Origin of the sequence: Streptomyces sp. NBC_00820 (assembly GCF_036347055.1) — a bacterium.
GTDB lineage: Bacteria > Actinomycetota > Actinomycetes > Streptomycetales > Streptomycetaceae > Streptomyces.
This window is the reverse complement of record NZ_CP108882.1, coordinates 7,130,861-7,144,907: the sequence shown is the minus strand read 5'-3', so window position 1 is coordinate 7,144,907 and position 14,047 is coordinate 7,130,861. Positions and strand designations below refer to the sequence as shown.

Below are 14,047 nucleotides of genomic sequence, written 5' to 3'. Positions count from 1 at the left end.
CACTAAGGCACCAAAGGGGCAGCCATCGCCGACTCAGCGCAACACGGCCGCCAGCAGGTCGGCGCCCAACGCCGTCAGGTCGGACAGATTGAGGGTGTACCGGACGTAACGACCCTGCCGTCGAGCCGCGAGCAGGCCCGCGCGGCGCAGGACGGCAAGGTGGCGGGACACCTCCGGGGGCGAGAGTTCCCAGAAGAGGGCCAGCTCGGCGGTGGTGTGGGGGCCGCGGGCCAGGGTGCGCAGGAGTCGCAGCCGTACCGGATGCGAGAGTGCCTCCAGCCGGAGTGTGACCGTCTCCAGAGAGACCGGCTCCGCCGGACTCGGCTCGGCGACGGGGTACTGCACCACCGGATGCCACCCGGGCGCGTGGACCGCCACCAGGTGCGGGCGGCCGAAGACGCTGGGGATGAAGGTGACCCCGGCGCCACGGGCAACGGTCGCCTTGTCCTGCACCTTGTCCACGATGATGCAGTCGCCGTCCGGTGCCAGGGTGACCGCGCCGGAGACCGAGGCGAGTGCCGCCCCGGTGCCGTGACGCCTGAGCAGTTCGTTCCTCAGTCGCAGATCGGTGGCGAGCTGCACCGCGACGCCCGCCCAGGCGTCGTCGAAGAAGGCTTCGGCGCATTCTTCGAGGGTGTGGCGCACCCGCGCCCGCACCGCGGCCGGGTCCGCGAGCAGCCGTTCCGCGAAGGCCTCCTGCCGTGCGCCGCGGGCCTGGGCCACACCCAGTGCCCGCTCGCGCGCGGTCGTGTCGGTGAGCGGCGACGCGCCGGGAAAATGGACCCGGCTGCTGCCGCACGTGGTGACGAGCGCGGCGGTCACATACGTCTCGTCGTCGATCCGGTCCACGTCGTCCAGTTCCTCGGCGAGGGTCGGCCGGGGCCGCGCGGGGATCAGGAAGTCGGCCTGTGAGGAACGCCAGAGGAACTCGGCCTCCTTGAGCCGCTCGGCCGGCTCGTCCCGCAGCCCGGTCCAGACGTCCGCGGCCCAGCCGGCGAACTGCGGATGGTGACCGGGTTCGGCCAGCACGTGCAGCATCGCGGTCAGTTCGGCCAGCGGGGAGGCGGCGAACCGCACTCGCTCGGACGGCAGACCGCTGATGTCGATCCTCAGCGTCATCCCCCCATCATCACTGCCCGAACAACATGGCGACAGCGTCGATTGACGATATGCGTCAACCGACGTGCCCTGCCCCAGCGGCCGAACGCACCGTCTGACGCCATGACAACCATCACCGGAATCCGGCCCCGCGCCCTCGTCCGCGCCTCAGGAGGCTCCCGCTACGCCGTCGCCCTGGCCGTGGACGCGCTGGGCACCGGCCTGCTGCGGCCCTTTCTGCTGCTCTACGGCGTGACGGTACTGAGGCTGTCCGCTCCGGTCACCGGCACCGCCATGACGGTCGGCATCGTCGCGGGGCTGGGGTGCATGCCCGCGGTGGGCCGATGGCTGGACCGCGGCGCACGCAGCACGGTCGTGGCGGCGTCGATGCTGGTGCGGGTGCTGGGCGTGGCGCTGCTGCTGGCCACCCCGGCGGGGCACGTCTGGCTCTTCGCGGCGGCGGCACTCTTCCTCGGCATCGGCAACCAGGCTTGGCCGGCCGCCCACGCCGCGCTCGTGGCCACGGTCGCCCACGGCCGAGAACGCGACACCGCCCTCGCGGGGGCCCGCGCCCTGCGCAACGCCGCCCTGGGCGTCGGAGCACTCCTCGCCACCGCATGCCTGGCGGGTGGCACCACCGCACTGCGGGCGCTGGCGGCTGTCACCGCGCTCGCCTACCTTGCCGCAGCCGCCTTGGCATGGTCGGTCCACGTGCACGCACATCCGTCGAAGGCCGACCCGGCCGAGGAGCGGGACGACGAACCCGCACCCCGGATGCTCGCGCTGCTCGCCGCCAACGTGATCTACGTCTTCTGCCTCAACGTCCCCGAGATCGCCCTCCCTCTGGTCCTGGTGACGCGGCTCCACGCGTCCCCGGTGTGGCCGGCAGCCGTCTTCGTGGCCAACACGGTGCTGGTCGTCACCCTGCAGGTGCCGGTCACCGTCCTCATGTCCCGCTTCTCCCGGCGGACCGTGCTCGCCCTCTCCGGCGTGGTGCTGGCCGCGTCCTACCTCGGCTTCCTCGCGGCCACCTCACTGGGACACGGCTGGGCCACCCCGGCCATCGCCGCGGTGTCCGTGGTCTGCACGATCGGCGAGATCATCTACGCCGGCAGCGCCACCGCGCTCGTCGCCGCACTCGCCCCGGCCCATGTCCTGGGACGCGCCCTCGCTCGCTTCCAGCTCTCCACGGGCTTCGGCCTCGCCGTCTCCCCGGCCGTCATCACCACGCTCGCACCCCACGGCCCGGCCGCCCTCTGGGGCAGCCTCGCCGCCGCCACGCTCCTCTCCGCCTCAGCCGTCGCCACCGAGAAGGATCGAGGAACGCGGCTCAGCGACTGCCGGCCCCGTCACCCCGATCGCAACGGGCCAAGCTCCCCCTCCTCCGGAAGCGAGTAGGGCGGTTTCAAGTTCCGTGACTGGGTGGCTGGTTGACGGCTCGTGGGGGGGATGGGGACCAGTGCAGGTGCGGGCTTCTCGATCTCGGTGGCCACCCGTGCCCCTCGGAAGAGCACCGGGAGCCACAGGAGACATGCCAGCAGGGGGACCGCGGCGTAGGTGGCCATGCCCACACTGGAGCCCAGCCTGTCCATGAGCGCGCCGAGGACGAGATAGCCGATGCCGATGAGCGCCGACTCCACGAATGCGATCACCGACAGCAGGCTCGCCCGATGGCGGGACGGCACTGCCTCGTTGAACACGTTGTCCACGATCACGGCGGTGATCTCGGGAATCCCAACCAGGGCCAGGAACGCGGCGATGGTGAACCAGACAAGGCCGAGGCCGCTCAGGGCGAGTGCCGCGGCGAGCGTCAGGAGAGACACCGGGACGATGACCCGATACCCGATGCGCCGGTCCGCGCGGTCCGACAGCAGCGGAGTGAGCCCGCCGGCGAAGAATCCCGCCGATATGACCACGCTGACCAATGCGGTGCCCGCTCCCTGATCGGAGAGGGTCTTCTGCGTAAAAATGATGTACGGCGTCAAAGCCGCATGCATCAACCCGGACACCACGACAAGCGTCACGAGCGCCGGCGTGGCGACCCGAAGCATCGCCCGCCATGCTGTGGCGCCGCTGTGCTCCTCCTCGGCTCCGCCCTGCTCGTCCACCGCGTCCGCGCCGCGGATCTCGGGCACCCGTGACATCAGCACCACCACGGCCAGGACGAGGCACGCCGCCGAGCCGACGTAGACGACTCCCCAGGAAATCCGCTGCAGTTGGCCGCCGAGGACGATGGCGGCTCCCGAGGTGACCGTCCCGAGCATGGTGAACCGGGACTTGATCTTGACGTAGCCGGCCGTTGCACCACGACGCACGAGCAGGTCGTACAGCAGGGCGGTGTCCGAACCGGACACACATGCCATGCCCACGCCCTGCCCGATGAACAGCGTCAGGAACACCCAGTAGTTGGAGAACGCCACCTGACCGAGCAGACATCCAGCTATCAGCACCTGGCCGATCACGATGCTGGCACGCCTGCCGATTCGGTCGGCGATGACTCCCGTCGGCAACTCCGCAAGTCCGCTGACCAGGTAGAGCAGTGTCTGCAGTAGGGCCACTTACCCGACGGAGAAGCCTCGCTGATAAAGGAAGAGGACGAATACGCCGCGCTGGAACAGCGTGTTGGCGAGCACGGCGTAGACGTAGAACGGGCACGTGACACTTCGTGCTGCATCGTCGACTACAGCTGCCCCGCCAAGGGCCTCCGTGGTGCCGGTCATGCTGCGGGCGCCCTGGTGACTCCGGTGATCATGAGAGTGTCCCTTGCGTGCTGTTGCAGCTTTCCCTGTCCCTGCCGTGCTGGAGAACCGGGGTCCGCTGGACGAGGGCCGGGTCGCTGACCTGCGCGTTCACCTCAGGGCGGTTCCGGATCCGCGATCACGGCGCGGGCGGTGGTACCGGCTGACGGCCGTCACCCACGCCCGCCTCACCCTGCGCATGCACCGCCGCCGACGATCCGCCGGCCAGCGGGAGACTCGTACGACCGTCTACGCCGTGACCAGCCTCGACGCCCACCAGACGAGCCCCGCCGGCCTGGCGAACGCGATTGATAGAACGGCCTCATGAGCTCGAAAGACGATGCGATCACACAGGCCGAGCGCCACTTCGGAGTCCGGTTCCCGGAGGACTACCGCCGGTTCCTTGCCACGCAGGGGAGCATGAGCCGGTTCGTTCCCCCTGCAGACGACTTCCTGATGATCAACGACGTTGCCGAGCTTGTCGATGTCAATGAGGCCGGAGAATTCCAGCAACGCTTCCCCGGGAGCCTGGCCATCGGCGGGGACGGAAGCCGCGAAATCCTCACCTACGACTTCCGGCAGGAACTTCCGCCCCTGGTACTGCTCGACGTGTCCGCTCAGGACTGGTCCTCCGCCATCCACCAGGCGGTGTCGCTGTCTGCCCTGCTCCAGCAGTTTCCCGAAAGCGGATGGAAGTGGGACGACTCCGAACTCTCGTCTCCGTGACCGGCGTCCTCACGGAACGTGTGCCTGATCCGAGTCGTGGGTTCTGGCACAGCTCTTGGGGAGCGGTCGCGGAGAGTGACGATGTCGTTTGTTTGGAGGGGAGGCAGGCGAGCTCCAGGTCCGTCAGCGTTCACGCATTCTGGTCCACCACCAGCCGAACGTCGCCAACTCGATGTAGTTGGGTTCAGGCAAAGTACGGCGCTCGAATTCCTCATCGATGCGCGTGATCAGTCGGCCTAGGTCCCGTTTGGCTCCCGGAGGAAGGTGCCGCATCGCCCACTCCAGGGCATCACGGGCATCGTTTGTCCCGGGCGAGCAGAACGCGGAGGCATCCAGGTACCGGCCGGGCTGCGCGAAAGCCCACTCGATACGAGAGAGTGCGTCAGCGGCCGCGTTGGTCCACATCTCTTGGTCTTCGACCCGGCGGATCGCTGCACGAGTCCGCGCGGAGACACCGTGAACCTTTAGGACCGGACACTGCCATCGTGGCCGGAACCGCTCTGCGCGGACGGCCTTGGGACGCCTACGCGGCATCGCCCTTTCGGATCAGCATGAGCCCATCCTGCCACGACTGGGCACCTACCTGGGCTTCGATCCGCACGCCCGCCCGCAGCAAGTGTTCCTGGCCCCCGTTCCGACGGGTTGAGACTTCGGACACCTCCCCCAACTACACAGGAGCCTCGCGCGTAGCGGGTCCCGCCGCCGTTGTGCCGAGGCTCGGTAGTTGTCGCCCGCATAGCCGGCTGACGTGGTGATGGGGGACTTTTCGAAGCAGTCCGGCTGGCATCAGTGAGGCGAGCGGCTTGTCGCACACCCTGACGCGGTGGCACTTCCGCCACCGACCGCGGAGGGTGTGTGACAGGCCCGACAGCTCATTGGATCAGGTCGGTGTGCGGATGCTCGGGAGAGGTCGGGCAGACGTAGAGCTGCATGTTGTCGGTGCTGCCTACTTCTACCTTGGTCGGCTGCGCAGGGTCCTGGCCGGCGTAATGACTGTCGGCGCAGGCGGCGGCCTGGTCTTCGCACGGCGCCCAGCTGCTTCCCTCACCACCGTCCCACTCGAAGGAAGCGATGGTCAGCAGCGGGACCATCTGAGCGTCGCAGACAGTGCAGAATCGGCGATACGGGTCGGTGCGGCCCCACGGAGGCCAGCCGCCGACCTTCCAGCCGGGAGCGTCAGCCAGCTCACAGTCGTAGAAGTCCCGCGGACAGTCCCCGTAGGCGCTGTCCACGCCGACGCCGGCTGCCTGCCATCTACTCAGGTCCTCCGCCATCAGCCGCATCTCCGGGCTCAGATCAAGACTGTCGGGGTACTCGGTGATCGCTTCCGGTGCCAGCACGCACGGCTCCGGCAGATACCCCTGCCAGTTCACCTCATACGGTTCCGGCGGTGCGGCGAGGACGTCGCCGACCTCCGCGGCGGACCGCCAGAACAGTGCGGTCGACGGCTTGTGATCCGGATCGTGGTCGTAGGGGCACCAGAGGACCTGGAGCAGATCGGCCTGGCCGGGCGGCCGCAACAGGGGTATGTCGCGCAGATACAGCTGGACCACGGGCAGCATGGGGACCGGGCACTCCGCGGGCCACGGAGGGCCTGCGTCGAGTCGCTCCGCGAGCATCGCGGCGTTCCGTTCCTTGATCGCCTCCTCCTCCGGCGTGAACGCGGGACCATGGGGATCACGGTGCTGCCGGGCAGCCCTACGTCTGGTCAGCCGCACTTCTGCCGGCGACTCGCGGAATCCGCTGTCCACGTGCGCGCTTTCGCAGTGCGGCCACGGCTCCTCCGCCGGCCGCAGCAACGGCCCCCCGACCGAGCTCTCCTCTGCCGAAGGCGACCCGGGACGCGGATGCAGCCGGATCGCAGGACGCGCCAGCGGAGCCAGTTCAGGCCGCGGCCACGTCCACGGGCCGCGGCGGAGCAGTACGTACGAAAACCATGCCGGCGATCCTGCCACCGGCCACTGACAACCCCTGGCTGCCTCAACCGGCTTCGGTGGCATCGGTGTTCAGCTGGTCAAGTCCAACGCATGCAGCCTCGGCGACAGCGAGCCTGCCCATGTGACAACTGGCGTACATCGGCTCAGCCGTCACTCGACCAGTGGCCACTCTGAAGAAGCTCGCTCACGAACCGACGGATCGGGTAAGTCACCGCGAGAGACACGAGTGTGGAATCCGCTGCCACTCGGTGATCCGGTCGCGAGTGGAGCCCAAGTCGGAGTGGCGGTCGCCGTACCAGTCAAGGAACATCAGGATGATGATCAGGCCCACTACGACTGCTGCGACAACCACGGGAATGGTCAGGCCGACAAGGGCGAACATCGCCCCGATGGGGAGCGGGCACAAAACGATGAAGAAGAGCCAGCCGAGACGCGCCGACTCCGCCTTGTGGCCAATTCGCGTGCAGAACAGGCCGGCTGCAATGGTCCACAGCGGCACGATGATCGGCGATAAAACAGCCAGAATCATGAAAGTTCCTGCGTTCACAGTTACTCCGCTCACGCGCGAAGAGGACCGCCAGAGGCTGGCAGCCCCTTCGTCTCATTTTATGTTCCGCGGAGGCTTACGGGGTGACGTTGGTACTGAACGCGGTGAGGGGCGGGTCACAGTGTCAGAGACGCGGTGCGGGCTCCCCGGCGAAGCGGCCAAGTTCCCCGACGAAGCGAGCGAGTTCCTCTGCGGCACCGCGCGGCAGGCCGGCGACCGCCGTCTCCGGCAACGTCAAGATGACGGTCCGCAACCGCGCGCCGAGCTCCGCCAGCAGAGCCCAGGCCGAGGCGGGGGCATGAACAACGGTGAGCAACAGGTCGCCGTCGTAGAAGTAGGCGTCGAGCAGCGGCTCCTCGATCAGCAAGCGCACGGCGCGTGGAAGGACGTAAGGGAGCCCCACCTGCTGTGAGATGAGGGTGCGCAGATCCGCGGGAGCGAGTTCACCCAACGGCACACAGCGCAGCTCATGCACCGTACGCACCAAACGGGTCGCGTCGGCGGCGGGAGGCGTCCAGCGGGGTGGGTCCAGCTCGTCGAGCGTGCGGTCGAGGTGCAGCAGATGGTCCATGGGCTTCATTCTCACCAGACCGCCGCGTACTCCATGCGGCGTTCGAAGTGCTTCCGAGTCCGGGGCAAGGTCCATTCAAGGCCGGTTGCCGTGTCAGAAATGCGACTTGACCGCTCGCATGTCACGTCTACGGCGGGCTGATCCCGCTCGCGCCGGGACCGACTCCCTGATAATTTCACCAGCGCGGTATCGCCCTGGCGTCAACATCAAGTCGCTGTAAGAATGGCGCCGTTGACAGCTCCTCAGGAGGTTGGGCGTGAGCGAAGCCCGTCCCAGCGCCAGCGCACCGACAGTCCTGCGCATCATCCTCGGCCGTCGGCTGCAGGACATGCGGCTGGACGCCGGCGCCTCGCTGGAGGACGCGGCAAAAGCCCTGCGGGTGAAGACCCTGACGATCCGCCGGCTGGAGAAGGCCGAGGTCGCGCTGAAGCCTCTCTACGTGGAGAAGCTCCTGGAGACCTACGGGGCGGACCGCCAGCTGATCGACGAGTTCGTAGTCCTGGCCGAGCAGGCCAACGAGCCCGGCTGGTGGCACTCCTACCGCGACGTCGTCCCCAGCTGGTTCACCGCCTACGTCAGCCTGGAGACCAGCGCCAAGAGCCTGCGCACCTATGAACCCCAGTACGTGACCGGCCTTCTGCAGACCCCCGACTACGCCCGCGCCGTCCTGCGCGGCGGGATGCCGAACGGGAGCGAGGAGGAGCTCGCGCGCCGCGTGGAGCTGCGGCTGCGCCGCCAGAGCCTGCTGGAGCGGGAGGAAGCCCCCACGTTGTGGGTGGTCATGGAGGAAGCCGTCCTGCACCGGGTGGTAGGCGGCCCGGACGTGATGCGGAAGCAGATCGAGCGGCTTCTGGACGTGTCCGAGCTCGCGCACGTCAGCCTCGACATCGTGTCCTTCGCCGCGGGTGCGCATGTCGGAGCGTGTGCCCCATTCACGTATTTCCGGTTCGAGGAACCCGAACTGCCCGACATCGTCTACAGCGAACTTCTTTCCGCCTCCGTCTATCTGGACGAGCGCGCGGATGTCGTCGCCCATCTCGAGGCGCATACCCGTATGGCGCTGCTGACGTCGTCGGAGGACAGCAGGGCGCTCCTGAACAGAATGCGCAAGGAGTATTCGTGACACTCACCGACGAGGGCGTCCACGACGGGATCGCCGGCCCGCGACCTCGGGGAACGGGACGGGGAGCACCCCTGGAGCACCCCTGGAGCGGACCGAACGGCGGTCGGTGCGCCGAGACGGAACCGCTCGCCGACGGCCGCGTGGCCGTACGGCAGTCGACCGGCCCGGCCGGGCCGGCGCGGACCCACGCGCCGGAGGAGATCGCCGCGTTCGTCCGCGGGGTCGAAGAGGGCCTGGCCGATCACTTGGTCGTCGGGTGACCGGCGGCGGACAGAAGGGACGACGACACCAGTCCCGTTCCTGGCCTGCGGGCCGACAGACACACGCATGAAGGGGAGAACATGACCACCAGGCAGGTCGGCCGGGATCTCGACACGAGCAAGGCACACTCGGCCCGGATGTACGACTACTTCCTCGGCGGCAAGGACCACTTCGAGATCGACAAGGAGGCGGCCCTCGTCGCCGCCGCCGCCCACCCCGGCATCTACGTGACCGCTCGCGAGAACCGGGCGTTCATGCAGCGGGCCACCCGGGTCCTGGCGCAGGAGCACGGCATCCGCCAGTGGCTCGACATCGGCACGGGCATCCCGACCGAGCCCAACCTGCACCAGGTCGCCCAGTCCGTCGCGGTCGACGCCCGCGTCGTGTACGCCGACAACGACCCCCTCGTCCTGAAGTACGCCGAACGCCTCATGCGCAGCACGACGCAGGGGCGCACGGCCTACGTCGAAGCCGACGTCAGGGACCCCGACGCGCTGATGAGCGCCGTGGAGGCCTCGGAGGTGCTGGACTTCGACCAGCCCATCGCCCTCTCCCTCAACGCGCTCATGCACTTCATCACCGAACCGCACGACCCGTACGCCATCGTGCGCCGGCTGCTCGACCCGCTCCCGGCGGGCAGCGCCCTCGCCATGAACCACTGCACGCCGGACTTCGACCCCGTCACGTGGAACAAGGTCGCGGAGGTCTACACCAAGTCCGGTTCTCCTGTGCGGTTCCGTTCGCACGACGACGTCAGCCGTTTCTTCGACGGACTCGACCTGATCGACCCCGGCATCGTGTGCTGCCACCGCTGGCGGCCCGCCGAACCGGCCGACGGGACGGAGCCCACGGACGCCCAGATCAGCCTGCTGGCGGGCGTAGGCATAAAGCGCTAGCCGGGGCCCGGCCGATGGTGCGACCGGCTGGGCACCCGCACTCCCGGACCGCCCGACGCCAGTCGGGCGACCGCACCCCGTACGGGCCGAATCAGCGGCGGCCCATGCTCTGGCCGAGCCCGGGGCGACGTTCGCCGCCAGGTGCTCGGCGTATGCGGTGCCGGGGACGAGCGGGATGTCGGTGCCCATGACCGCAGCACCGACGGTGGGCGGCCACTGGGCCCACCGGCCGTGAAACCGGAAGATTGCCGGCGTGGGCCCAATTTCATGGATATACGGTCGAGGTTTACGAAAGGCGCGTGGACTACACGGAAGGGCGGTTTTGCGTCGGCTCCGCGGTGGGTACCCGGCCCGGCATGATCGGGCATTCGGTCAGCGCCATATAGCGCTCAACGGGCAGCCATCCGGCAGGGTCGACGAAAGCCGGAAACGGGAAACCGGGGCATCACACCCCGAGGCCCTCGGCTGTCCGCACTTGCGCCGCAATCACCGTCCGTTGGGCCGCATCTGCCAGCCTTCAGGGCACTGATCCTCGCACTTGCGGCACCTTCACGCCCCTCCACACGTGTGCCTTGACTCACACCACGACACCCCCCGAGGTCTCACGACGCTTGCCCGAGAGGGCCTCGCGCGCCCCTCTCGCCGGAGTTCGCGTCGCGCGATTCCGATGAACTGCACGTATCACCAAGCGAGTTGAAGTTGCCGTAGGCATCGACGGCTGCGCTCAGGCGGCGTGATGGCGGCAGAATTCGAGTAGTTGAACATAAAACATATAAACGAACCCTATCAAGCGGTCGAAAGTGCTTCTTTGACGCGGTCGGCGGGGCGGGAGGAGGGTTGTTCTCGACGCGGAACCGGAAAAACATTCCGGGGGTTATTTCCGCGTTCCTAGAGGAGGAAAATCGTGGCGAAGATTGTCTGTGTTCTCTACCCGGACCCGATCACCGGATTCCCGCCGAAGTACGCCCGGGAGAGCCTGCCGAAGATCGAGGGTTACCCGGGTGGTCAGACCCTGCCGTCGCCGAAGGCCATCGACTTCACGCCGGGTGAGCTGCTGGGCAGTGTCTCGGGTGAGCTGGGCCTGCGGGAGTTCCTCGAGTCCCGCGGCCACACCCTGGTCGTGACCTCCGACAAGGAGGGCCCGGACTCGGAGCTGGACCGTCATCTGGCCGACGCCGACGTGGTCATCTCCCAGCCGTTCTGGCCCGCCTACCTCACCCCCGAGCGGATCGCCAAGGCCCCGAAGCTGAAGCTCGCGCTGACCGCCGGTATCGGTTCCGACCACGTCGACCTGGACTCCGCGATCGCCCGCGGCATCACCGTCGCCGAGGTCACCTACTCCAACAGCATCAGCGTCGCCGAACACGCGGTCATGATGGTCCTGTCGCTGGTCCGCAACTACCTGCCCTCGCACAAGATCGCCGCAGAGGGCGGCTGGAACATCGCCGACTGCGTCTCCCACTCCTACGACCTCGAAGGCATGGACGTCGGCGTCATCGCCGCCGGCCGCATCGGCGTCGCGGTACTGCGCCGCCTCAAGCCCTTCGACGTCAAGCTCCACTACACCGACAAGCGCCGCCTGCCCCGCGAGATCGAGGAAGAACTGGGCCTCACCTTCCACGCCACCGCCCAGGACCTCGCCAAGAACGTCGACGTCGTCTCCATCCACGCCCCGCTCCACCCCGAGACGCTCAACCTGTTCGACGAGAAGCTCCTGAACAGCATGCGCAAGGGCTCCTACATCGTGAACACCGCCCGCGCCCAGATCGTCGACCGCGACGCCATCGTCCGCGCCCTGGAGTCCGGCCAGCTCGGCGGCTACGCCGGCGACGTCTGGTACCCCCAGCCCGCCCCGGCCGACCACCCCTGGCGCACCATGCCCTTCAACGGCATGACCCCCCACATCTCCGGCACCTCCCTGACCGCCCAGGCCCGCTACGCCGCCGGCACCCGCGAAATCCTGGAGTGCTTCTTCGACGGCACCCCGATCCGCGACGAGTACCTCATCGTCGACGGCGGCAAGCTCGCCGGCACCGGCGCCGCCTCCTACACCGCGGGCGACAACAAGAAGTAGACCCACCCGCCGAGGCCCGGCTGTGATCGGGGCGGACGAAACCGACTCCGCCCGCCCCGATCACAGCCCCCTCATCACCACAGACCCCTCACGGGTGCGTCGGGTCAGCACTGAGAAGGACAACGTGTCAATTCCCCTCCAGGATGCCCTGGGCGAGCAGGCCACCGCAGCACAGCGCAAGGTGTCCCAACTCCGCACCCCCGGACGCTTCCTGTTGCTCTCCTCGCTCGCCGGTGCCTTCATCGGCGTGGCCGCGGTACTTCTGCTCATGGTGACCGGGCCGCTCAGCGCGGCGCACTCGCCGTGGACCAAGCTGATCCAGGGCCTGATCTTCGGCGTGGCACTGACCCTCGTGGTCTTCGCCGGCTCCGAACTGTGCAACGGCAACATGATGACGATGGTCCAGGGCGTGGGCCGCCGCAAGGTGTCGGTCGTCGGCGCGGCCGGCGTCATCGTCTTCTCCTTCGTCGGAAACCTGATCGGCTCCGTCGTCTTCGCGTGGCTGGTGCACTGCGCCGGAGTGCTGGACGTGGTGGCGGTCCCCGGAAAGCCCGCGCCCGGCGTGACGCTGCTGGGGAGCATGCTGGCGGCGAAGTCGGGAGCTGGTGCCGAGGCTCTCTTCTTCCGTGGCGTCCTGTGCAACTTCCTGGTCTGCCTGGCCGTATGGATGACCGCCCGGACCCGTTCCGACGGCGCGAAGCTCACCCTGATCTTCTGGTGCCTGCTGGCCTTCATCGGCTCGGGCTTCGAGCACGTCGTCGCCAACATGACCTACTTCTCGCTGGGTCTGTTCGAGCACGTCCCCGGCGTGACGATCGCCGCCTTCGCCCGCAACCTGCTCTTCGTCGGCCTGGGCAACCTGGTCGGCGGCGGACTCCTGGTCGGTGTCGCATACACCGTCATCGCCCGCCCCACCGGACAGTTGGACCCTCCTCAGCCCGCCCGATCGGCGGCTCCGGTCTCAGCGGGCGTCCGGCGCGACTGATTCCTCCACGTGAAGGGACCGGTCGGTCGTCCCAGAGCATGCGCCCCATAGCGGTCGACATCTTCCGCGTACTCGATGCCCTTGTTCCTGGCCGCCGTCCTTTCCTGGCCGCCGTCGCTTCCTGGCCGCCCTCCCGGGCCGGACGTTCTCGGCCGGGCGGCACCGCAGGCGGTCCTGAGAGCCGTGTTCACAGGGGGCCGACTGAGGGCGATCCCGACGAGGCGGTCGCGGCGTCGGCTCAGGCGGTCGCGGTCGGCTCAGGCGGTCTCGGTCCCGGTCGGCTCAGGCGGCCGCGTCCGCCGTCCTCCGCGCCCGTGCCCGCTCCCATGACCACGAACCCGCGCCCACCAGCAGAGCCGTTCCCAACGCGTAGGCCGGCAGCCAGCGTGTCGTCGTGGCCGCGAGACAGTCGGCGACGGCCTCGCGGCTCTGCTCCTGCTGCGTATAGGCCACCGCGTCGCCGTCCCGACCGGGCAGGTCTCCCAGAGCGGCCTGCGTTCGCAGACTCTCGTACCGGCCCGACTCCACGCACCCGTGCCGGGTGCCCGGCATCGGAAACAGCCAGTCCCAGCGCTGCATCGCCGGAGCCAACGTCAGCGCCACGCACAGACCCACCACCAGCGAGTAGGCGGCCAGGCTCCACACGTAGACGGTCTGCCGGCCCGGCGTCCTCACCGGCACGTGGCCGAAGGACAGGACCACCGCGAGGAGCGTCACGCCGAGGTAGGTGGAGAACCACTCCCAGGAGCCCTGCGCAAGGGAGAACGCCAGCACCACGGCAAGTGCGGTGCCCAGTACACCGGCGTCACCGGACACCTGGCTCCCGGCCGTGGCCTCACCGTTGACGCCGCCCGCGTCCTCGCCCACGGGGCCCCGGACGCGTCGACGGCTGTGCCCACTCACACGCTCTCTCCTGCCTGCCTCCGGAGCACCAGCCTCCCGCCATCGCCGGCCGGCACCCTCCGGCACCACACCGGTACGCCACCGACCCCACCCGACCGGCCCAGCCACGCGCCGTTCGACACCGTCCGCCAAGTCCCCCGCCGGGGCTCCGGGATGAGACGCGACAGCACCGGCCCGCGAACCGGGCG

At 68.6% G+C, this 14,047-nt stretch carries 13 protein-coding genes and 1 pseudogene; 7 read left to right on the top strand and 7 right to left on the bottom strand.

Annotated elements, in window-relative coordinates:
* Positions 1-33: 33 nt before the first annotated feature.
* Entirely contained in the window at positions 34-1,119 is a 1,086-nt protein-coding gene (locus OIB37_RS31860) for a helix-turn-helix domain-containing protein (RefSeq protein ID WP_330461067.1), read from the bottom strand.
* 102 nt (positions 1,120-1,221) lie between these two features.
* Here OIB37_RS31860 and OIB37_RS31855 point away from each other — a divergent pair, with 102 nt between their 5' ends.
* The gene (locus OIB37_RS31855) at positions 1,222-2,496 is read left to right on the top strand and encodes an MFS transporter (protein WP_330461066.1); all 1,275 of its coding nucleotides are present in this window, start codon (positions 1,222-1,224) and stop codon (positions 2,494-2,496) included.
* Positions 2,497-2,564: 68 nt separating this feature from the next.
* On the opposite strand, the pseudogene OIB37_RS31850 reads toward OIB37_RS31855, so the two are convergent.
* Positions 2,565-3,818: pseudogene (locus OIB37_RS31850) on the bottom strand (MFS transporter); the annotation flags it as partial.
* A 342-nt stretch (positions 3,819-4,160) separates the two neighbouring features.
* Here OIB37_RS31850 and OIB37_RS31845 point away from each other — a divergent pair.
* Positions 4,161-4,562, top strand: a complete 402-nt coding sequence (locus tag OIB37_RS31845; RefSeq protein WP_330461065.1) for an SMI1/KNR4 family protein — start codon at positions 4,161-4,163, stop codon at positions 4,560-4,562.
* Between the two features lie 123 nt (positions 4,563-4,685).
* On the opposite strand, the gene OIB37_RS31840 is transcribed toward OIB37_RS31845, so the two are convergent.
* The 4 genes from OIB37_RS31840 to OIB37_RS31825 all read right to left on the bottom strand — a co-directional run bounded on the left by OIB37_RS31840 (position 4,686) and on the right by OIB37_RS31825 (position 7,617).
* Complete coding sequence (locus tag OIB37_RS31840; protein WP_330461064.1) at positions 4,686-4,967, bottom strand: hypothetical protein; 282 nt, start codon at positions 4,965-4,967, stop codon at positions 4,686-4,688.
* 467 nt (positions 4,968-5,434) lie between these two features.
* Entirely contained in the window at positions 5,435-6,313 is an 879-nt protein-coding gene (locus OIB37_RS31835; protein WP_330461063.1) for a hypothetical protein, read from the bottom strand.
* 394 nt (positions 6,314-6,707) lie between these two features.
* Positions 6,708-7,028: a hypothetical protein gene (locus OIB37_RS31830; RefSeq protein WP_330461062.1), complete on the bottom strand. Its 321-nt coding sequence runs from the start codon at positions 7,026-7,028 to the stop codon at positions 6,708-6,710.
* 142 nt (positions 7,029-7,170) lie between these two features.
* A complete protein-coding gene (locus OIB37_RS31825; RefSeq protein ID WP_330461061.1) occupies positions 7,171-7,617 on the bottom strand; it encodes a contact-dependent growth inhibition system immunity protein in 447 nt (148 codons plus the stop codon).
* Positions 7,618-7,873: 256 nt separating this feature from the next.
* Here OIB37_RS31825 and OIB37_RS31820 point away from each other — a divergent pair, with 256 nt between their 5' ends.
* From OIB37_RS31820 to OIB37_RS31800, 5 genes are all read left to right on the top strand, one after another.
* Positions 7,874-8,740 (top strand): helix-turn-helix domain-containing protein, encoded by an 867-nt coding sequence (locus OIB37_RS31820; RefSeq protein ID WP_330461060.1) that lies wholly within the window; start codon positions 7,874-7,876, stop codon positions 8,738-8,740.
* Positions 8,737-9,000 (top strand): DUF397 domain-containing protein, encoded by a 264-nt coding sequence (locus OIB37_RS31815; RefSeq protein ID WP_443058229.1) that lies wholly within the window; start codon positions 8,737-8,739, stop codon positions 8,998-9,000. The genes OIB37_RS31820 and OIB37_RS31815 overlap by 4 nt, the downstream gene beginning before the upstream one ends.
* An 81-nt stretch (positions 9,001-9,081) precedes the next feature.
* A complete protein-coding gene (locus OIB37_RS31810; protein ID WP_330461059.1) occupies positions 9,082-9,897 on the top strand; it encodes an SAM-dependent methyltransferase in 816 nt (271 codons plus the stop codon).
* 904 nt (positions 9,898-10,801) lie between these two features.
* A complete protein-coding gene (locus OIB37_RS31805; RefSeq protein ID WP_330461058.1) occupies positions 10,802-11,971 on the top strand; it encodes an NAD-dependent formate dehydrogenase in 1,170 nt (389 codons plus the stop codon).
* Positions 11,972-12,095: 124 nt separating this feature from the next.
* Positions 12,096-12,956 carry a formate/nitrite transporter family protein gene (locus tag OIB37_RS31800; RefSeq protein ID WP_330461057.1) on the top strand — a complete coding sequence of 287 codons (861 nt, stop codon included), beginning with the start codon at positions 12,096-12,098 and terminating at the stop codon, positions 12,954-12,956.
* Between the two features lie 282 nt (positions 12,957-13,238).
* Here OIB37_RS31800 and OIB37_RS31795 read toward each other — a convergent pair whose 3' ends face one another.
* A complete protein-coding gene (locus OIB37_RS31795; protein ID WP_330461056.1) occupies positions 13,239-13,859 on the bottom strand; it encodes a hypothetical protein in 621 nt (206 codons plus the stop codon).
* Between the last annotated feature and the right edge of the window lie 188 nt (positions 13,860-14,047).